The sequence below is a fragment of the Thalassotalea fusca genome (assembly GCF_053485835.1).
This window is the reverse complement of the sequence record NZ_JBQRUN010000001.1, coordinates 367,743-387,494: the sequence shown is the minus strand read 5'-3', so window position 1 is coordinate 387,494 and position 19,752 is coordinate 367,743. Positions and strand designations below refer to the sequence as shown.

17 protein-coding genes are annotated in these 19,752 nt (G+C 40.7%); 4 read left to right on the top strand and 13 right to left on the bottom strand.

Annotation, left to right across the window (positions count from 1 at the left end; genetic code table 11):
• The first annotated feature begins 194 nt into the window (after nucleotides 1-194).
• Both ACSLUK_RS01670 and ACSLUK_RS01665 read left to right on the top strand, forming a co-directional pair.
• A complete protein-coding gene (locus tag ACSLUK_RS01670; RefSeq protein WP_448546758.1) occupies nucleotides 195-2,363 on the top strand; it encodes a malate synthase G in 2,169 nt (722 codons plus the stop codon).
• 231 nt (nucleotides 2,364-2,594) lie between these two features.
• Nucleotides 2,595-2,990, top strand: a complete 396-nt coding sequence (locus ACSLUK_RS01665; protein ID WP_448546757.1) for a hypothetical protein — start codon at nucleotides 2,595-2,597, stop codon at nucleotides 2,988-2,990.
• Between the two features lie 87 nt (nucleotides 2,991-3,077).
• Here ACSLUK_RS01665 and ACSLUK_RS01660 read toward each other — a convergent pair whose 3' ends face one another.
• From ACSLUK_RS01660 to ACSLUK_RS01645, 4 genes are all read right to left on the bottom strand, one after another.
• Nucleotides 3,078-3,986 carry an OmpH family outer membrane protein gene (locus ACSLUK_RS01660; protein WP_448546756.1) on the bottom strand — a complete coding sequence of 303 codons (909 nt, stop codon included), beginning with the start codon at nucleotides 3,984-3,986 and terminating at the stop codon, nucleotides 3,078-3,080.
• On the bottom strand, nucleotides 3,979-4,674 hold the full coding sequence (locus tag ACSLUK_RS01655) for a hypothetical protein (RefSeq protein ID WP_448546755.1): 696 nt from the start codon (nucleotides 4,672-4,674) through the stop codon (nucleotides 3,979-3,981). The genes ACSLUK_RS01660 and ACSLUK_RS01655 overlap by 8 nt, the downstream gene beginning before the upstream one ends.
• Nucleotides 4,667-5,215, bottom strand: a complete 549-nt coding sequence (locus tag ACSLUK_RS01650; protein WP_448546754.1) for an RNA polymerase sigma factor — start codon at nucleotides 5,213-5,215, stop codon at nucleotides 4,667-4,669. Before ACSLUK_RS01650 ends, ACSLUK_RS01655 begins: the two co-directional genes overlap by 8 nt.
• A gap of 117 nt (nucleotides 5,216-5,332) precedes the next feature.
• Entirely contained in the window at nucleotides 5,333-6,250 is a 918-nt protein-coding gene (locus ACSLUK_RS01645) for a hydrogen peroxide-inducible genes activator (RefSeq protein ID WP_448546753.1), read from the bottom strand.
• A 157-nt stretch (nucleotides 6,251-6,407) separates the two neighbouring features.
• Here ACSLUK_RS01645 and ACSLUK_RS01640 point away from each other — a divergent pair, with 157 nt between their 5' ends.
• On the top strand, nucleotides 6,408-6,689 hold the full coding sequence (locus ACSLUK_RS01640; RefSeq protein ID WP_448546752.1) for a peptidylprolyl isomerase: 282 nt from the start codon (nucleotides 6,408-6,410) through the stop codon (nucleotides 6,687-6,689).
• Nucleotides 6,690-6,758: 69 nt separating this feature from the next.
• Here ACSLUK_RS01640 and ACSLUK_RS01635 read toward each other — a convergent pair whose 3' ends face one another.
• The 7 genes from ACSLUK_RS01635 to ACSLUK_RS01605 all read right to left on the bottom strand — a co-directional run bounded on the left by ACSLUK_RS01635 (nucleotide 6,759) and on the right by ACSLUK_RS01605 (nucleotide 15,404).
• A complete protein-coding gene (locus ACSLUK_RS01635; RefSeq protein ID WP_448546751.1) occupies nucleotides 6,759-7,415 on the bottom strand; it encodes a hypothetical protein in 657 nt (218 codons plus the stop codon).
• A 388-nt stretch (nucleotides 7,416-7,803) separates the two neighbouring features.
• Complete coding sequence (locus ACSLUK_RS01630) at nucleotides 7,804-9,069, bottom strand: inorganic phosphate transporter (protein WP_448546750.1); 1,266 nt, start codon at nucleotides 9,067-9,069, stop codon at nucleotides 7,804-7,806.
• A gap of 9 nt (nucleotides 9,070-9,078) precedes the next feature.
• Nucleotides 9,079-9,759, bottom strand: a complete 681-nt coding sequence (locus ACSLUK_RS01625; protein ID WP_448546749.1) for a TIGR00153 family protein — start codon at nucleotides 9,757-9,759, stop codon at nucleotides 9,079-9,081.
• 210 nt (nucleotides 9,760-9,969) lie between these two features.
• A complete protein-coding gene (phoU, locus tag ACSLUK_RS01620; protein WP_448546748.1) occupies nucleotides 9,970-10,671 on the bottom strand; it encodes a phosphate signaling complex protein PhoU in 702 nt (233 codons plus the stop codon).
• Nucleotides 10,672-10,694: 23 nt separating this feature from the next.
• The gene (gene pstB, locus ACSLUK_RS01615) at nucleotides 10,695-11,519 is read right to left on the bottom strand and encodes a phosphate ABC transporter ATP-binding protein PstB (RefSeq protein WP_448546747.1); all 825 of its coding nucleotides are present in this window, start codon (nucleotides 11,517-11,519) and stop codon (nucleotides 10,695-10,697) included.
• A 79-nt stretch (nucleotides 11,520-11,598) separates the two neighbouring features.
• Nucleotides 11,599-13,236: a phosphate ABC transporter permease PstA gene (gene pstA / locus ACSLUK_RS01610; RefSeq protein WP_448546746.1), complete on the bottom strand. Its 1,638-nt coding sequence runs from the start codon at nucleotides 13,234-13,236 to the stop codon at nucleotides 11,599-11,601.
• Between the two features lie 17 nt (nucleotides 13,237-13,253).
• Nucleotides 13,254-15,404 (bottom strand): ABC transporter permease subunit, encoded by a 2,151-nt coding sequence (locus ACSLUK_RS01605; protein WP_448546908.1) that lies wholly within the window; start codon nucleotides 15,402-15,404, stop codon nucleotides 13,254-13,256.
• A gap of 307 nt (nucleotides 15,405-15,711) precedes the next feature.
• Between ACSLUK_RS01605 and ACSLUK_RS01600 the strand changes: the two genes are divergently transcribed.
• A complete protein-coding gene (locus ACSLUK_RS01600; protein ID WP_448546745.1) occupies nucleotides 15,712-16,149 on the top strand; it encodes a CBS domain-containing protein in 438 nt (145 codons plus the stop codon).
• A 15-nt stretch (nucleotides 16,150-16,164) separates the two neighbouring features.
• Here ACSLUK_RS01600 and ACSLUK_RS01595 read toward each other — a convergent pair whose 3' ends face one another.
• Nucleotides 16,165-17,784: a protein adenylyltransferase SelO gene (locus ACSLUK_RS01595; protein ID WP_448546744.1), complete on the bottom strand. Its 1,620-nt coding sequence runs from the start codon at nucleotides 17,782-17,784 to the stop codon at nucleotides 16,165-16,167.
• 140 nt (nucleotides 17,785-17,924) lie between these two features.
• Nucleotides 17,925-19,649, bottom strand: coding sequence for an ABC transporter permease (locus tag ACSLUK_RS01590; RefSeq protein ID WP_448546743.1), 1,725 nt, complete (start codon nucleotides 19,647-19,649; stop codon nucleotides 17,925-17,927).
• Between the last annotated feature and the right edge of the window lie 103 nt (nucleotides 19,650-19,752).

The following is a 19,752-nucleotide window of genomic DNA, read 5'->3' as shown; positions in this document are numbered from 1 at the left end:
AAATAGTGGGTATTGAGTTATTAAATAGCGCCCCAGCTAAGCCCGTAACTCACTGAATTAAAGGAAATAAATATAAATATAACAACATCCATTCTCACTCTAACTTGGCAACAGCCATTGCACCTACTGAGTACCTACTCTAAAGTCACTTTGTAAATTTTCACAATTCGCTTCAACTACTTGAGGGCGCTAGCATGCAAGACAGGATCTCTATCGGTAAAGTACAGGTTGCTCAGCCGTTATATGAATTTATTGAAAAGCAGGTTTTACCTGACCTCCCCATTGAACCTGTGAACTTTTGGCAAGGCTTTGCAAACATTATTGAATCACTAACACCAATAAACGACACGTTATTAGCTAAGCGTCAAAACCTTCAACAAGCAATAGATGATTGGCACAACAATAATAGCTATGATCCCAAGCAAAACGACGAGTATGTGGCATTTTTACAACGTATCGGATACTTAGCGCCTCCTGCTCCCGATTTTAGCATTTCAACACAAGACGTTGATCCTGAAATCGCCCAACTAGCGGGCCCACAACTCGTAGTACCGATTACCAATGCAAGATTTGTACTTAATGCAGTTAACGCTCGTTGGGGAAGTTTATACGATGCTTTATATGGATCCGATGCAATAGACGAATCTGGCGGGGCTGAGCGCGGCACCCAATATAATCCGGTGCGTGGAGAACGCGTGATTGCCTTTGGTAGAGCGTTCCTAGACAGTTACCTGCCGCTCAGAAATATCAGCCACAATGCTGTTGCCAAGTATTTTGTCGACGGCCAAACGCTATGCGTTTTGCAAGATGATGGGTCGATGGAGAAACTACAAGACCATAGCCAGTTTATCGGCTACACGGGAAGTCCATCTACGCCTTCATCATTGTTATTTAAACACCACGGTTTACACATTGAATTAAAGATAGACGCAACCAGTAATATAGGGCGCAACGATAGAGCCAGTGTTAGCGACATTGAGTTGGAATCTGCATTAACAACGATTATGGACTGCGAAGATTCCGTAGCAACAGTAGACACGGAAGACAAAATACTAGCTTACCAAAACTGGCTTGGGCTAAACAAAGGGACACTGTCAGCCAATCTCACTAAACATGGTAGGGTTATCGAACGTAGAATGGCGAATGATCGCATATATTGCGCACCAGACGGTTCTGCAATTACGGTTAAAGGTCGAAGTCTTATGTTTGTGAGAAACGTTGGACATCTAATGAAAAACGACATGGTCATATTCGAAAATGGTGATCATGTTTACGAGGGAATAGTTGACGCTATTGTTACCTCATTAATCGCTATGCATGATCTAGTTAATCAACCTGGTTGTGGAAATTCTCATACAAATTCCATTTACATAGTGAAACCCAAAATGCATGGCCCAGAGGAAGTCACCTTCGCTAATACCTTATTCTCTCATGTCGAAGATCTGTTACAACTCCCAAGAAATACCATAAAAATGGGAATTATGGATGAAGAACGCCGCACTAGCGTGAATTTGAAAGCCTGTATTTATCAAGCGCGAGAGCGTGTTGCATTCATCAATACCGGCTTTTTGGATAGAACAGGGGACGAAATTCATACCTCAATGAATGCAGGGCCTGTTGAACGTAAAGCTGATATTAAAAACACTCAGTGGATTTCGGCATACGAAGAGAACAATGTAGCGGTTGGTTTAGCTTGTGGTTTAGCGGGAAGAGCACAAATAGGTAAAGGAATGTGGGCGATACCAGACAACATGGCTGACATGCTAGAACAAAAGGTTGCGCATGTACTATCTGGTGCAACAACAGCTTGGGTGCCAAGCCCTACCGCAGCTACACTCCATGCCATTCATTATCATCAAATCAATGTCAGCAGTGTACAGCTATCTATACCCAAACCAGCCCCTTCACTACTCAACGACATGTTAGCTATCCCCCTCGCTGAAGATGTTAGTTGGTCGGCAGAAGAGGTAACGCAAGAGATTGATAACAACGTTCAAGGCATTCTTGGCTATGTGGTTCGTTGGATCAACCAAGGCATTGGCTGCTCAAAAGTACCTGACATTAACAACATTGGTTTGATGGAAGATAGAGCAACTTTGCGAATTTCGAGTCAACACCTCGCCAACTGGCTATTGCATGGTATATGCACTCGCGAGCAAGTTGAAGCGAGCTTAGTCCGCATGGCGGGCATTGTAGATGAACAAAACAGAGGGGATCCTCAATACTTAGCAATAACAAATGAGCTTGAAAGTTCATTAGCCTTTCAAGCGGCTAGTGCTTTAATTTTTAACGGTATTGAACAACCTTCAGGCTATACTGAGCCATTGCTTCATCATTACAGGTCATTGCAGAAATTGAAATAATTTCACGGTTTGTTGCAAAAAATTGAAATTATTTTGCAACAAACCGTGTCTAATAAACTTAAGCGCAAGTTACTTTACCAAGTTACCGTTAATCTTAAATAATATGCTGTTTGTCCCAGATGGCTGGTAATTCAAATGAGCATTCAGTATGGTTACAATATAGGCAAGTTTGTTACATACTAAGATTAATACATTACACTTACTGTGAGTTTGTTGGACGAGGATTGCAATATGAAATCACTAGTTAAACCCGTGATACTAGCATCAATGGTTAGTTCGTTGGGATTATTTTGTAGTTTATCTAGTGCAGAAGAAAATATTGCACTACCGGTAATTCAACAGTCAGACAATTCGTACTCACCATTTCTCGATGTCTCAACATCTAAGTATGTTTCATCTAACAGTATTCGTGTGTACAGTAATAAAATTGCTGACAACAAGCCTAAAGAAAATTTTCAGCACACATGTGGCAGCAAGAAGAAAAACGAAATATACGAACTCACCGCAATCTTTAACGACAAGCTGCAAATGTTTCTTTCATATTTTGGTGATACGCCTAGCTACCAAACAGCTAAATTAATTGAAGAGCCAAGTGGTATTGGTGGAGCAGAGATTACCAGCCCATAGTTTAAAATTAAGTGTGTTCAAAAAAGCCAGTTACAATGTCATTGTTACTGGCTTTTTTGCTTATTTGAGTCTAAAAGGTTTATCGCGTTAGAAGCTGTACTTCGCCCCTTTCTCCATTAGTTTTGCCACATCAATGCGCTCACTGGCGCAAGCAAGTACGTCATTTTTATCAAATACAAAGATTTGATCAGTGTAACGACGTCCCTTTTGTTCACCAGCACCTTTAATAATCACACTTATTTTTTCATTTTTAGGCAGTGCTTTTAAACCATTGCCATACAAACAAAATGTCTCGGCCAGTGTGGTAGAAAGTTGCTGGTAGTACTCACTGCGTTCTTGGCTTACTTTGCGTGCCTTATCTTTTTTCTTTTCAGCTAGCGCATTCGCCTGTTTTTCCAGTTTTTCTTTTAGCTTCGCCAATTCACCTTTTTTGGTAGATAATTCTTCTAACTCTTTATTGAGTTCCTTTTTGGCCTCTTTATCTGCACGTTTAAGCTGATATTCAAGATCTCTTGCTTCACGCTTTATTTCTCTTAAATCATATGCCAGCTCACGCTCTTTTTCTTTCAATTTGTGCAAGCCTTCGCGATCATGCATGAGCGACTCTATCGCTTGTTCATAACTTCTCGCAGCATGTTCAATGCTTTCAGCCATCTCTTCGGTAAAACTTTCATCAAAAATTTCGTCAACATCAAGCACTGGTGCCATCGGCGCAATAGCAGGTTCAGGTATTGCAAAATTAAAATTTCCCCACTGACGGCTATTCGCACGAGCGCTAATTGAAAACACCACACCCTGCCCTTCTAAATAGGTACTTTCAATACTGGTTAACTGTGCATTGCGGCTACTGCCATTTTGCGACACTGATGACTTAATGATATTGGTCATAATGTCTAATTGTTTATACATGTCCTGATATTTAACAGGTTCTGCTTGTGCCGTCACCATTGACAGACTGAGTAGCGTCATGGGGAAAATTTTGGTTAATTTATTCATCAGTTGTATCCTCTTCAATCCAAATAGCCGGCTGAGCTTGTACATCAACACTATTAAGTAACTTATTTTGGTAATTCAGTGTTTGTTCAATTTGTTTAAATTTTATCTGTTGCGTGAATTGATCTTCTTGCATCTGTTTGTTCACGTACTGAATGAAGTCCGTCATGTCTTCACGCCGCTCTTCCCGTGATGTGGTCATTATGTAGTTCGCTAATTGCAGGTTGCTATCTTGCTGCTGCGACTTTAAGTCACTAGTGTAATTAGCCAACATCACTTGTTGTTCGCTGGCAAAAGTTTGTAAACGCTGATCCACTAACTCAGCCAGTTTTTTCTCTTGTTCGGCAGCGTGATTTCCCGCAAAACTAATCATCATCCCTTCAGGCTTTACAATGAACTCCACTTTAAAGATCACCATCGTTAATGCCATAAATGAAAATGCCATTGATAACGCGGGTAACCCTTGCCATTGCCACCAGCGTTTCTCATTGCTGTCCATTGCTGAGCCACGATGCCAATGAGGTACTTCTTGTTCGCCTATAATATTGGCCTGATGGCGTATATATGCCGCTGTTTGTGCGCGTCTTTGCCAGGCTTCGTCAGATAGTTCTGGGGCATTAGCGCTATCACTAACTTCGTCTAACCACTGCTCCAACTGGTCTTGATCATTAATTGATTTGTCTTTAGACATGTTCTAACTCCAAATGACCTTTTAGCTTATCAAGTGCACTATAAAGCCTTGATTTAGCTGTATTGACAGATATGCCTAACTGATAAGCAATATCATCAAATGTACAATGTTGATAAAACTTAAGCTCTACCACTAGCTTCTGGTTAATCGGCAAACAATTAATCGCCTCCGTTAATTGCTTTGCTTGTTGACCTATTGCAGCAACCGATTCTGGACATGTAATTTTGCTTTCATCTTCAGGCTCAGGTGCTTCATCAAGTGATTGTGTAGGTCGTTTTTTTCGGTAATATTCAATGCAACGATAATGCGCAATTTTTAATAACCAACCTTTGAAAGGGCTGTCACCACGAAATGTTGATAGGTTTCGATATACCGCCATAAATACGTCCTGCATCAAATCCAACGCATCATCGGGGTTGCTCACCATACGCAATGCATAGTTGTAGACACATTTTTCATAGCGTTTAACCAACGCCACCCAAGCAGACTTTTTTCCCTTTAGCGCTTGTTTAATAAGTGTTTCATCACTTCGCTCAAACACAAAATTTCCTATAAGATTGTTATGTAGAGACAATATTTGCGCTTACTATCTCTTTGTTATTATTAATGTCGAGGAAACACTAAAAATAGTTTGAAAATTTTTCACTTTTTTTATCACTTATTGCAAAGCATTGTTATTACTTAGTAATTTTTCTATCAAAACAGCAATTTTTAAGAACGTTGTTTGTCGATGACTGGTAGGTCGCCATAAAATACCTATTTCGCGGTACATAGAGTCGGGCATCCGTTCAACAACAAGCCCTTCATTCATGCCTACCCCTTTCTTTACCGCCATTTCAGGTAAATAAGTAAAGCCATGATGATAAGCTGTCATTTGTACTAAAGTCGTAATGCTTGATGCAGAAAAGCGATTGATACGACTAGAATCAGCTAACTGACAGGCAGACACAGCATGCTCAGTGAGGCAATGCTCATTAGACAATAAGAAAATGCTTTGTTCCGGTAGGTTATCATAGCTGTGGTCTTGATGATAAAGTGCGACTAACTGCTTATCACCGGCCATAAAGAACGCATCCCGCCCAACAGTTTTACTTTTGAAATTGTGCGGGCTCACCGGTAATGCAAGTAAGGCAATGTCTATATCTCCGTTCGCCAAAGCGGACATCAGATTTTCAGTCGTATCTTCCTTTAAAAACAACGACAATTCCGGTAATTCTTGCTGACAAGTTTGTACTAGGTCAGGTAATAAATAGGGTGCTATCGTTGGAATACTTCCTAAGCATAACTCCCCTTTTTCAGGATCTCCTTGGTACTGAGCAAATGACATCAGCTCACCTGTAGCAAGAATAATATCGCGTGCCATTTCAACGAGCTTTTCACCTTGTGCAGTAAAAATAAACGACTTGTTGTCTCGCTCTACTAACTGACAGCCTAACTGCTCTTCTAATTTTAGTATTGCACTACTTAGCGTTGACTGACTGACAAAGCAAGCCTGCGCTGCACGATGAAAATGTTGCTGCTCATGCAATGCTAATAAGTACTGCAAGTGTTTCAAGTTTGGAAGGTTTTTCACCATGTAAAACGAACCCTATTGTTCTATCTCAACCATAAGTAACTCAATCATTGTAAACAGTTATAGTGGCACTTTGTCTATTCAATTGACAATTTATTTGTTTTTCGGCAAAAGTAAGGTTATGTTACTAGCGAGTTTATAGATAGAGAAAAGAAGTACTATGATTACTGCCTCAGCAAGACACATTTTAGTTGATACTGAAGAGCAATGTTTAGCACTAAAAGCAGACATTGAAGCTGGCGCTTCCTTTGAAGATTTAGCCAAGAACCATTCTAGTTGCCCATCAAAAGTGCAAGGTGGAGCGTTAGGCTCATTTGGCCGCGGTCAAATGGTGAGAGAATTTGATGAAGTTGTTTTTAATGCTGAGTTAAATACTGTACAAGGCCCAGTAAAAACACAATTTGGATATCATTTAGTGGAAGTTACCGCGCGCACAGAATAAAACGTCCTCTCATTAAGCGAACGTCTACACAACGTGGCTATTAAGGAGTTGTAACAAGCAACTCCTTAATCAACAAACAAGCATCGATTGGCATATTGATTCTTGTTCTTCTAAGTTTAAACAAAGACTACCACAGGCGCTAAACCCTGAATTCTCTTTTGCGTCTGCTTCACTAGAATGTAAATCGGCTATATACAAAACATGTTCTAAGTTAGTAAATTCAGGCTCTTTCTCAACGGCGATGTAGCCACATTCATTATATTCATAACCAAATTTTGACAATATTCGTTTATAAAAACGATGATGTGCTCGGCTGGATGCGCAAAAACCATAGCGGTAACCTAGAGCGGCACTGAATAAGACGGTTGCGAGTATAAATTGATGTTGAATGAATGCTCTGGGCATACCAAACTCAGGACAAATAGTGCACCTCATCCACTGGCAGTAGCCAAAATGTGGTAAGTCCAAATTCGATAATTGTTGCGCCAAAAATCCTGAATGCTTTTCTAATGGAATTTTGACGTTCTGATGGGCACCACAAATTCGAATACCGCCAATACACCGCTCACCTACTCTTGCGATCATAATGTCTGAACTTCTATCTAATGCCTCTTCTGCGCCATTAAACTCGGAAATGCCCAGCATCTCTTGAAAGCTCTTCTCTCGGAGTTTGTAATATTGCGCTAATAATTCTCCGTCCCTGGTTAGTTCAATGTTTAAATTCATGAATAACCTAACCTGATCACTGTTTGATAGAGAATTACAGTCTTAAACTCGGAAATTACCTAACCACAGCGGTATTAACCAAGCCTAAAACGAAAACTTTTCTCATAGTCCCACTGGAACATTTGTACTTTACGAGTAAAACTGTTTGATTAATTTGAAGCAGAAAACATACCATAAAATATTCACTAAAATTTACAGCAAGTTACAACGTTGAAAAAATTTATGGTGCCAAAACCGTAAGAATGACTGACACTTTTTGACAAAAAGCTGCCGCTTTTTTATAACGGAATTATACTGATAGGCATTAAGTTGCCTTTGAACAGATAAAAAAATAGCCTGCAGTGGCAGGCTATTATTCATGTTTCATTTATCTTCAATAAAGCCAATATTAGCTAAAGATGCCTTGTAATGCCCAGAAGATAAGAATAGATAACCCGGCACCTACTGGCAGTGTAATTACCCAAGATACTACGATGTTACGTACAACCCCTAAATCGATTGCCGCAATACCACGTGCCATACCTACACCTAATACAGCACCTACAAGTGTCTGTGTTGTCGAAATAGGTAGGCCTGTACCTGATGCAATAACCACTGTACATGCCGCAGCTAGTTCTGCAGCAAAACCACGGCTAGGCGTTAAGTGCGTAATTCCTTTACCGATTGTAGCAATTACACGATGACCAAATATGGCTAAACCAGCCACAATACCTAAGCCACCTAATGGTAATATCCACCATTCAAGTGCCGCTTTCTTAACGATTTGACCTTCGTTACCAACAATACTTACAACCGCCGCTAGTGGTCCAATTGCGTTCGCTACATCGTTTGAGCCATGAGCAAATGCCATACAACAAGCAGTTACGACCATTAAGATAGCAAAGACTTTTTCTACATTGGCGTACTGGGTAGATCTATCCGCACTATCATCAAACTTAAGACGGCTAATAAAGAACTTACCAATAAGTGCAACGACAAATGCTACCAATGCTGCATAGATAAAGCCTTCAGTAGAGCCAATATCTAAGCCAATGTGCTTAAGGCCTTTCTTGATTGTCACCAATGACAATACGAAACCGGCCAAAAACATGTAAAAAGGTACATAGCGACGAGCTTGATCTAATGGTTTGTCAGTGTCAAAAATGAGTTTTTGCGCACTATTAAAGATAACAAAAGCGATAACCCCAGATATAAGCGGCGTAACAATCCAACTGCCGACTATGCCTAGCACTTTACCCCAAGCTACAGTATCAGGGCTGACACCAATTGCCGCGAAACCAATAATCGCACCTACAATAGAGTGTGTAGTAGATACCGGCCAGCCTAAGATAGACGCCACCAATAACCATGTTGCCGCAGCCAAGAGAGCTGCGATCATACCAAACACTAACTGTTCTGGAATATCAACAAAATATTCAGGGTCGATTATGCCTTTACGAATGGTTGAAGTTACTTCACCACCAGCAAGGTATGCGCCGGCAAATTCAAAAATCATCGCGATGATTATCGCTTGCTTGATTGTAAGTGCTTTCGAACCTACAGAAGTACCCATGGCATTGGCTACATCGTTAGCACCAATACCCCAGGCCATAAAAAAGCCGACAAAAGCGGCAATCATGACTAACATTGAGCCATGTGTTAATAAAATATCCATTACTGAACCTTAACTTCTCGCTAATAATATTTCTAATCGAGCGCCGACGCGTTCTGCTAAATCGGCCAAATCACCTACCCACTCAATGATCTGGTACAAGAACATTACGTCAACAGGGTTAAGTTCGTTTTCAATTGCTAACAATTCGGCACGAATTTTAATTTGCATTGAATCAGTATCGTCTTCGATTGCATCCAATTGATGGATCATTTTGTCGACTAATTCGACTTCTCGGCCACGAAAACCTGTTTCTAACAAATCATCTAACTCGTTAATCGCATCCGCTGCTTTATCAATTGCGTCAATACAGCGCTGTAGATAGCTTCTAAATTCCGCTTGTAGCTGCTCAGGTATGACTAATTTACGGCCGAACATACGACCTGCAATATCTTTTGATTTATTGGCAATTTTGTCTTGCTGCGTTAACAATTCAAGCAAATCTGCACGATCTACTGGCATGAATAATCCGCCCGGTAGTTCTAAACGCAACTGACGTTTTAATGTATCAGCTTCTTGCTCGATCTTTGAAATGTCAGCTCTGACTTTGCTGGCTGCTTCCCAATCTTGTCGCGAAACTGCGTCTAAGAACGGGAGTAATTGATGTGAACATTTGCTAACCAATCGAATATGCTTTTCTAAAGGCTTTATCGGTGATTTAGCAAAAACACCAAGGATTGAGTTTCTGGCCATATTTATTTTCCAGGAGCTAAAGGCTCGTTGTTGTTGTTCGCCGCGGATATTACCCTATTTTAGCTTAAGTTAAAACGCCAAAGCGGACAATTATCGGTCAAATACTGTTCACTCCCTGTGTATACCATTTAACCATACGGTTACTTATTGATTACATTACAAAAATATACAGAAGGATGTTCCTCACCCTTCTGCAAAAAATACAAAAATTTATAGATTCATCATGTCTTCAGGCGATGTGTGACGCACCACTTTACCTTTTACAAAGTAAATGATGTACTCACAGATATTCTGACAGCGGTCGCCAATGCGTTCGAGTGCGCGAGCTGACCAAATAACACTCATTATTTGTGGTATTTGGCGAGGCTCTTCCATCATATAAGTCATTAATTGACGCATTAACGCTTCGTACTCGCGGTCAATTTTATCGTCGTTACCATGCGTTTTGATTGCAGCTTCCACATCCATACGAGTAAAAGCATCTAAAGTCGCCTGTAGGCACTCTAAAACATTGCGCCCTAAATTATCTAAGTTCATCAACAAATCCTTTGAATCGCTTGAGAAACTTTCTAGTGCAACACTCGCAATTTTTTCAGCTTCGTCACCAATGCGTTCTAAATCAGCAATGGTTTTTACAATGGCCATAATCAAACGTAAGTCACCCGCAGCTGGCTGACGCTTGGCAATAATGCGCGTACATTCGTCGTCAATACTTACTTCAAGATTATTTATTTTGTAGTCGTTGCTATGAACACGTTTAGCTAGGTCTTCATCCGAATTGTAAACAGACGCTAATGCATCACTTAACTGTTTTTCAACTAAGCCCCCCATGTTCATGACATGGTTAATGACATTTTCTAAATCTTCGTTAAATTGGCCTGATATATGACGACCAATATTTAAATTATCCATTGTGTCTCCTAACCTTGTTCAGCTTAACCGTAACGACCAGTAATATAGTCTTCAGTTTTCTTTTTCGTAGGCGTCGTAAATAGTGTATTCGTGTCGCTGTATTCAATTAAGTCGCCCATATACATGAACGCTGTTTGGTCAGATACACGTGCTGCTTGTTGCATGTTATGGGTAACAATCACAACCGTAAATTGTTTCTTGAGATCATTGATCAACTCTTCAATTGTTAGCGTTGAAATCGGATCCAATGCAGATGTTGGTTCATCTAATAGCAACACTTCAGGCTCGATTGCAATTGCTCTCGCAATAACCAAACGTTGCTGCTGACCACCCGATAAGCCCAATGCACTCTCATGCAATCGATCTTTTACTTCATTCCACAAAGCTGCACTTTTTAGTGAACGTTCAACCACTTCATCTAACACACGACGGTTGTTTTCTCCCGTAATGCGTAATCCATAGATAACATTCTCATAAATGCTCTTTGGAAATGGATTAGGACGTTGGAACACCATACCAACTTTTCTGCGCAATGCTGCAACATCAACATGTTTACCATAAATGTTCTCACCATGAAGATTAATTTCACCTTCAATGCGGCAAATATCTACCAGATCATTCATACGATTGATGCAGCGTAGTAGCGTCGACTTACCACAACCACTTGGTCCGATAAACGCAGTTACCTGTCCCTTTGGTATCGCCATCGATATATTATGCAGCGCCTGCTTTTCACCATAGTATAGATCTAAGTTATTAATCTCTAAAGCAACTTGTTCAGGAGATAAGTTGTTTAGATCTAGTTTTACGTTGTTTTCCGATAAATTATTTGGGCTAACAGTAATCATAATTTACTCTTTCAATTCTCTGTTGGGAGGCAAGCTCCCTGTTAAAGCACAATGTTTATTCGTTAGTTACTAGTACAAACTAGTGCTCTAACATACGATATTTTTCACGTAAGCGGTTTCGAATCGAAACTGCTGTCATATTCAATGCCACAATGATTGTGACCAATAGTAATGCCGTTGCGTAAACCAATGGACGCGCAGCTTCAACATTCGGGCTTTGGAAACCAACATCGTATATGTGGAAACCAAGATGCATGAACTTTCTGTCTAAGTGCAAGAATGGGAAGTTGCCGTCAAGTGGAAGTGTTGGTGCCATTTTTACTACACCAACCAACATCAATGGCGCAACTTCACCCGCCGCTCGCGCAATTGCCAAGATGATACCTGTCATAATTGCAGGGCTAGCAATCGGTAAAATAATACGCCATAGCGTTTCTGCTTTGGTCGCGCCAAGCGCTAAGCTTCCGTGACGCATTGCAGATGGAATACGTGCCAAGCCTTCTTCGGTAGACACTATCACCACTGGCAAAGTTAGTATTGCTAGTGTAATCGCAGACCACATCACACCAGGTGTACCAAACGTTGGGCTTGGCAAGTTTTCAGGGTAGAACAACTGATCTAAGCTGCCACCAACCATATAAACAAAGAAGCCTAAGCCAAATACACCATAAACAATCGACGGCACACCCGCTAAGTTAATAACCGCGATACGCAGTAACTTAGTGAGTGCGTTGTTACCTGCATATTCATGAAGATAAATTGCTGCAACCACGCCTAGCGGTGAGACGATTACTGTCATAAGTAATACCATTAACACCGTACCGAATATTGCAGGGAAAACCCCACCTTCGGTATTTGCTTCACGTGGGTCATCACCAATAAAGCTACCAATTTGGCTGAAGAACATGCCAAGCTTTTCAAATCCACTCAAGCGATTATTAAATTCAATCTTTAGGATTTGTTCAAAACTGATTGTGACAATTTCACCACCCATCGCACGTACTTTGATTTGATCGCGCGCAACTTTGTCACGCAATGCCATCAAGTCTTTTTCTAATAAATCGTAATCCTTTTTCAGTGCTTGAACTTGCGCATCAATCTCACTTTTGCTCGCTTCGTCTAGCTTATTTTCGAGTGCCAGTTTCTTTTCTTTCAACCGCAGACGTTCAATTTGGTAGTTAATCGCGCCAATGTCTACTTTTTGTAGTTCTTCTATTTCTTCCTGAAAACTATTCACACGTTCAAGTAGTTCGTCCATGCGATCAAGTTCAACAGACTGACCATCTAAAATCAGTTCTTCAATATAACCGTAAAAATTACCGTTGGTGCGGCGCTCTATGAGAGCAATATCTTCCGGTGTTGAACGAGAAATAACTTGCGGCACGAGTATCCAGCGAAAATCAAGGCTCACTAATTCACGGTTCCCCGTTTTAATTAGCAAGCGCTCTACAGTTTCGGTATCGCTATCGAGCTTGAGATTACGATGAGCAAGCTGCTCAGCAGGAATGCTCTCACGATCATAAATCTCACCGATAACGGTTGACGGTTTGCCAAACTCGTCAACAATCTCAAATTGATGCAACGTTGATGGCCAAAAGAATGACAATCCACGAGAAGCAATTAGCCATAGCAACCCTAGTACTGAAATCAAGCTTAAGCTCACACCAGCTGCGGAAAGCCAAATCCAAGGGGAACCCGATTTAAACCAATTATTCATTTATTCAGTTCCTTACCTTACAACGAACTATACTTTTCACGGAGACGCTGACGAACAAACTCAGCGACCGTATTAAAGACGAAAGTAAATACAAATAACACGAATGCCGCTAAGAACAGGATGCGGTAGTGGGTACTGCCAACTTCCGATTCAGGCATTTCAACGGCAATGTTAGCCGACAATGTTCGCATCCCTTGGAACACACTCCAGTCCAAAATTGGTGTATTACCCGTTGCCATCAGTACAATCATGGTTTCACCAACCGCACGACCTAAGCCCATCATCACCGCAGAAAAGATCCCTGGGCTTGCAGTGAGCAATACAACTTTGACTAAGGTTTGCCATTGAGTTGCACCAAGTGCTAATGAACCACTAGTAAGATGCTTAGGCACACTAAATATTGCATCTTCTGCCATTGAGAAAATGGTCGGGATCACAGCAAACCCCATAGCGATTCCTACAACCAACGCATTTCGCTGGTCAAAGCTAATACCTAAATCATTTGTAAGATATTGACGTACATCACCACCAAATAAGTAAGCTTCAAGCACCGGCGACAATGCAAATGATAAGTAACCCGCAAAAATTAGCGCAGGGATCAAAATAATTGGCGCCCAAGTTTCTGGAATTAAAGCTTTATATTGTTTAGGTAATTTATGCCACGTGAATGCGGTAATAAACACCGACAAAGGCAACAATACGAACAACAATCCGATGGCAGGTAAATACTTTTCAACGATAGGCGCCAGCCATAAGCCTGCTAAGAAGCCGAGAATTACAGTAGGTAACGCTTCCATAATTTCAATGGTAGGCTTCACTTTTTTACGCATCGCAGGCGTCATAAAATAAGCGGTGTAAATTGCTGCTGTTAACGCGATAGGTACAGCGAATAGCATCGCATAAAGTGCGGCTTTAATCGTACCAAAAGAAATAGGGACTAAAGAAAACTTGCCTTCAAAATCATCTGAACCTGAGGTTGATTGCCAAATGAACTCGGGTTCAGGATAGCCTTCGTACCAAACCTCTTGCCATAGTGCATGCCACGTGACTTCAGGGTGTTCATTTTCTACTGAAAATAAGTGTAATTCATTGCCATCAAACGCTAGTAAACCATCTGCACGAGGTGTGATGGTAAACGTTTTAGGTAGGCTGCCAATTAAGCTGCCGTGCCATAAATCTGCTTGGCTTGTAGTATAAAACGCGCCAACATTACCTGAAGTAGTAACCGTGAAAAAGCTCTTGCGGTATTGTTCAGTGTAAATTCTGGCTACCGCTTCATTTTCACTCGCGTCAAACGAACGGATAAGCTTGAACTCACGGCCAATGTCTGTAGCAACTTCAAACCACTGCGTTACCTGACCACTGCTATCACCGATTAACACAGAACTGCTACCAGAAAGTAACGTCATACTAGTCAATTGATGTGGTTTACTGCTATTTTGCGCTAATTGAGGAATAATCGTTGCCTTTAGCGGCACGTCATACTCGTCTGTTAAGTCGTAAACCAGCACTTGATTCGCACTTCTAACAAATGCCATACGCATGTCTGGTGTTACTACAACTTGATCAACACGATTTAATTCAAAATTAATTTCCTGATATTCCACAGAATGTTCAGGATCATAAGAAAAATCATCTTCAGCAATCAATGATGTCTTAATCAAACGATTATCTTGCGTATATCCGACTAAAACAGCACGCTCGTCGCCCATAGCAAAAGAGAGGTGAGAAAATTGTGCTTCATTTTCGTCAACACGCAAAAATTCCTCGCCAAGAGGATACGTGATATTAGGTACAATTACGCGTTCACCTGTGTCAAATTGAGACAAAAACCTAAACGCTACCAAAAGCGTTTGACCTTGCTCATTGACGACTAACTTTTGATCGCCGTCTAAATTTACCACTTTCGCTATGTGGCTATCTTCCGCTGATACTAAGCCATCCGGAAACAGTGACTCTTGATAAATTACTGTTCCTACAGTGATATCCTTACCAGCTTTTAACTGATAGTAATCAACGGTACCGTCTTTGCGTATGGTGTAAGCCAATTCTTTTAGCTCGTCGACCCCCGTTGCTAACACTTCACTGTTTGAAGTAACGGCAAAACTCGTTAACGGCTCTATTTTCGCAGATTCAAAAATAGGCTTGATAACGTATAGAAGATACATAAAGATCAACACTAAGGTAAATAAAACACTGATGCCGCCGAGTGTTATTAACCATCGTGCGATTGAATTTTTCAGCTTCCTAGAACCCGCTGATTTCAACGCTATTGTCACTAAGATAACCCTTGATATATGGAGACTAATTTAAGTTGCGGCAATTATAAGACAGTTATGTGACACTTTTGTGACAGGACTGTCATATTCGGAATGAAAGCAAAAAACGGCTCGTATAATGTTTGTTTTTAATCAAAATTTTCATTATGTTAGTGAACGGATACTTGAATTTTTTTGAAACTGTTAAGGACCTTCAATGAGTATTGCCACTTTAATGTCTAAACCTTTGATAACATTAGACATGGACGATGACCTAGCCGATGCCAAGAAACTCCTGGCAGAAAATAAAGTTCATCATCTATTAGTGCTCGATGGCAAAAAACTCGCCGGCGTCATTACCGATCGTGATTTATACAAACATTTAAGTCCGACAGTGGGTACTCACAAAGAAACCCCACGCGATGCGACGTTACTCAATAAAAAAGTCCACTTGATCATGAGCCGTGATCTCGTTACAGCGACAGTGAATACGACCCTTAATGAAGCCGTATTATTGTTTCATGACAATCATGTGTCTTGTTTGCCCATCATAAACCAAGAAGGTGAGCCAATCGGCATAATTACGTGGCGCGACATTCTCCGACTCATCGCCATACAATATCGCCAAAAAAGCACAGCTCCTGAAAAAGCATAGATCAATAGCCCTTAGTTACGAACTACACGACAGCATTGAACACCCAGCTTTGTTCAGTGCCCAATCGGGTCTTTTCGCTCGTAGGTGTTCAGCAATTTTTTCTTCTTGATAGGGGTGTCGCAGCGCGGTGAGCAATTCCTCTATCATTGAAAAATCTCCTGCTTCCGCTTTCTCAATGGCCTGCTGAGACAAATAATTACGCAAAACGAAACAAGGATTAACCGCATTCATGCGTAGAGTTCTTTCTTCGTTATCTATTTCATTTTTATTAATTCGATCAAAATAATGAGTTAACCACTTATGCCAGTGCTGCCACGTTTCACTTTCTTCAGGCATATCACCATAAAAACAAGGCAATAAATGAGAGTGCCATAGCGATTGCTCTTGAGGCAACGTAGCCAATAATCGATAAAAAATCGTCATGTCCGTAGGCTCTTCACTCATCACTTGTTCTAGTTGTATAAACAAAGCCGTATCCTCTTGAGAATCAAGCACTTCAATACCCAGTTTTTGTGCCATCATCACTAGCCACTGTTGCTGATAATTTGCAGCATATTTATTTAAACTCGCCTTTAAAGGTTCAGCGTCGTCAATCAAGGGATAAATGGCATTGGCTAGCTGAAACAAATTCCATTGACCGATTTCTGGTTGTGCACCAAAGCAATACCGTTTGCCTTTTGCATCGGTGGTGTTAGGTGTCCAGTTCAGATCAAAGTTGTCTATCCAGCCATATGGACCATAGTCAATTGTTTCTCCGAGCAACGACATGTTATCGGTATTCATCACGCCATGAACGAAACCAACACGCATCCAATCAACTATTAAGCGGCAAGTTCGGTCACAAATTTCATCAAACCATGCAAGATAAGTCGCTTTACTCGGCTCCCCCAAGTGCGAATAGTAGTGTTGGATATGATAATCAACCAACTGCTGCGTTAATGCTAAATCTCCGCGACTCGCAGGTAACTCTATCGACCCTATACGCATGAAGCTTTGAGAAACACGACAGACAATGGCGCCCAGCTCTTCTTGAGGATGCCCATCGTAAAACATGTCTCTTACCACTGATTCGCCACTCAAACACAAACTTAAGGCGCGTGTTGTAGGAATACCTAAATGGTACATGGCTTCAGAGCACAGGAATTCACGAACAGATGAACGTAAAACCGCTAGGCCATCAGCTGAACGTGAATATGGTGTTTCGCCGGATCCCTTTAATTGCAGCGTAAAGTTTTGACCATTATCAACATCAACTTGCATTAAATTAATAGCGCGCCCATCACCTAACTGCCCTGCCCAGTTGCCAAACTGATGACCACCATACGCCATAGCATAGGGACAACTTCCCTCAACAATCTTGTTACCTGTCATCACTTCAGCAAACTCATCGCTGTCTAAGTAGTCGTTTGGCAGTCCGAGCAAATTGGCAACATCAGCAGAGTAGGCAATTAATTGGGGTTTGTTAACCGTTGCAGGCAGCACATAAGAATATGCAGCGCTGCTCACTTGACGCGTGTAGTTTTCCAAATTGCTATCCGCAGGCAATTGCGCAGTGAAGTGGTCATTGAGGCGATAATATTGAGGACTTGCCTTGGGTTTTTGACTAACAAAAGTGATGAGTTCAGGGCTTAGCATGACATTGACAATCAGTGTTAAAGAGAAAGTTACAACGAGTATACCATTGTAAGGGGTAAGTTTTTAGTTAACGACAGACAACTTATTGCTGTCGTTCACAGTAATTTGTGGTTGGGAGGTATTGAACGCCCACTCGCCATTTACGTACTTTTTAGCAAATTTACAATTGAGCTCTTGAGTATCTTTGATAATGCAGCCAGATTGAATATTTTAACTAAGAGAGCCACAACTAAGAAAGCAACTAAAAAGTTAATATTGAACAAATCAATACTAGCAAAATAAGAAAGTTGATGTTCAACCAAATAAGTGAGCACTAAGGCAATTGGAACTGCGCTAATTAGGATGACTAGTATATTTGTATTATTCATTTTATAAGTAGTGAATTTTGACGCACCAAGCGCAAGAAACGTTCCGTATTTTCTCCTATCTCGCGTTATATCTTCTGTCATTCGATAATACAAAGAAAGCGACAACAACATGACTATCAAAATACTCATGACTGCACTTGCCACAAACAAAAACCTACCACCAAGATTAAGTTCGTAAACTGATTCAAAGATGCGCTTACTATTATCATAAGGCTCAATATTCATAGTGTTCGACGCCACCCAGTCGTTAATTGTACTGAATGCCTGTTCCTCATGATTATTAGCGCTATAAAACACAGGAACAAGCTTAGTAGAAATCAATGATGGTAGCCTTTCGTAGCTGACATAAATTACACTTTTGTTTGACTGAATTCCAAAGTGCGGAGCATTAGCAACAATACCTGCAATACTGAGTTCGAGTGTAGCCGGAAAGTACTCAACAACAATGGGCTTACCAATCAATTCCTGTGGCGAACTAATTTGCTCACTTTCTTTAATTAAATAATCTGCGAAATTTTCATTGATGTAAGTGTAATTCCCAACTAGTGGCTCACTCTTATAATGAGGGATTTTCAAAACTTCAAAGTAATTTGCAGAAACGAAAGTACCATTAACAGGCAGAGCTGAAGCATTATCACTACTAGAAAACTTATATTGGAAATTTGTACTATCAATGGTGGTAAACTGAGTTGAACTTAAAGCTAATTTCGTTGAGTCTTCAAATTCTCCATGTTTATTTTGTAAGCTCAATGAAACGACACTTTTTCCGGTTTGCTTGGTTGTAATTTCCAGCGCAGATCCATTTACGTTAACTATTTCATTATTTTTCACTTCTTTGATAAAGATCGTTAAAGTGTAGGCAAAGGTTGCAATTGCAATAGCCAACTGAATAGTCAAGTTAACGTTTCTAATTTTGCTCTGAAGCTTTGTCTGACTTCCTTGCTGAGAACGCGTAAATGTGTTTTTGCTATTTATCGTGGACAAGTTTAAGAATATTGCAAGCAAGAATAGTCCTAAATTTATCGAAACTGCGGCAATCCAATAGCCAAAATCAATGCTAATATTATCGCCAAAATAGGCTCGAAAAACGGAGCCACTAGAAGCAGCCTCCATAGTTATTGTAGCTATTAATTTACTAAGCACGACAAAAACACTAATCATAGGTAATGCTTCTATGACTCCAGAAACAAAAAGGCTACTATAGCTAGCACCAAGTGATGTTTTAAGTTTGAACTCCTGCATGCGTGCTGTCGCTTGCTCGCCAAGCATGTTGACAAAAGTAGCAAAGACCAAAAAGCCGAATCCTGAAAAAAGAAAGGTCAGCGCCCACATTTGAATCTTGAGCGCCCGTTTAGCAATAGGGTTAAGCTCCACACCTTCTGACACCAGCAGCGTATTATTCGTCTTTATAAATACTGCGTTATCACTAGGCGCTTGTTCGACCACTGCTTGTGCAAGCTGGGTTATTTCCGCCAAGGAAAGACCATTATCTTTCATCGTAAAGAAACCAAAATAGCTTGGGTCACTTTTAACAAATGATTCTTTCAGAGGAATCATTTTGGGCACAAAAAGGTTCAGGTGACTATCTGGCAACCAGATG

Excerpts from the sequence above, each read along its gene's own strand:
- ACSLUK_RS01595 (WP_448546744.1), bottom strand. The coding sequence starts at position 17,784 with ATGCTAAGCCCTGAACTCATCACTTTTGTTAGTCAAAAACCCAAGGCA.
- ACSLUK_RS01635 (WP_448546751.1), bottom strand. The coding sequence starts at position 7,415 with ATGAATTTAAACATTGAACTAACCAGGGACGGAGAATTATTAGCGCAA.
- ACSLUK_RS01645 (WP_448546753.1), bottom strand. The coding sequence starts at position 6,250 with ATGGTGAAAAACCTTCCAAACTTGAAACACTTGCAGTACTTATTAGCA.
- ACSLUK_RS01630 (WP_448546750.1), bottom strand. The coding sequence starts at position 9,069 with ATGGATATTTTATTAACACATGGCTCAATGTTAGTCATGATTGCCGCT.
- ACSLUK_RS01640 (WP_448546752.1), top strand. The coding sequence starts at position 6,408 with ATGATTACTGCCTCAGCAAGACACATTTTAGTTGATACTGAAGAGCAA.
- phoU (WP_448546748.1), bottom strand. The coding sequence starts at position 10,671 with ATGGATAATTTAAATATTGGTCGTCATATATCAGGCCAATTTAACGAA.
- ACSLUK_RS01625 (WP_448546749.1), bottom strand. The coding sequence starts at position 9,759 with ATGGCCAGAAACTCAATCCTTGGTGTTTTTGCTAAATCACCGATAAAG.
- ACSLUK_RS01660 (WP_448546756.1), bottom strand. The coding sequence starts at position 3,986 with ATGAATAAATTAACCAAAATTTTCCCCATGACGCTACTCAGTCTGTCA.
- ACSLUK_RS01665 (WP_448546757.1), top strand. The coding sequence starts at position 2,595 with ATGAAATCACTAGTTAAACCCGTGATACTAGCATCAATGGTTAGTTCG.
- ACSLUK_RS01670 (WP_448546758.1), top strand. The coding sequence starts at position 195 with ATGCAAGACAGGATCTCTATCGGTAAAGTACAGGTTGCTCAGCCGTTA.
- ACSLUK_RS01605 (WP_448546908.1), bottom strand. The coding sequence starts at position 15,404 with ATGTATCTTCTATACGTTATCAAGCCTATTTTTGAATCTGCGAAAATA.
- ACSLUK_RS01600 (WP_448546745.1), top strand. The coding sequence starts at position 15,712 with ATGAGTATTGCCACTTTAATGTCTAAACCTTTGATAACATTAGACATG.
- ACSLUK_RS01590 (WP_448546743.1), bottom strand. The coding sequence starts at position 19,649 with ATGAAAGATAATGGTCTTTCCTTGGCGGAAATAACCCAGCTTGCACAA.
- ACSLUK_RS01655 (WP_448546755.1), bottom strand. The coding sequence starts at position 4,674 with ATGTCTAAAGACAAATCAATTAATGATCAAGACCAGTTGGAGCAGTGG.
- pstA (WP_448546746.1), bottom strand. The coding sequence starts at position 13,236 with ATGAATAATTGGTTTAAATCGGGTTCCCCTTGGATTTGGCTTTCCGCA.
- pstB (WP_448546747.1), bottom strand. The coding sequence starts at position 11,519 with ATGATTACTGTTAGCCCAAATAATTTATCGGAAAACAACGTAAAACTA.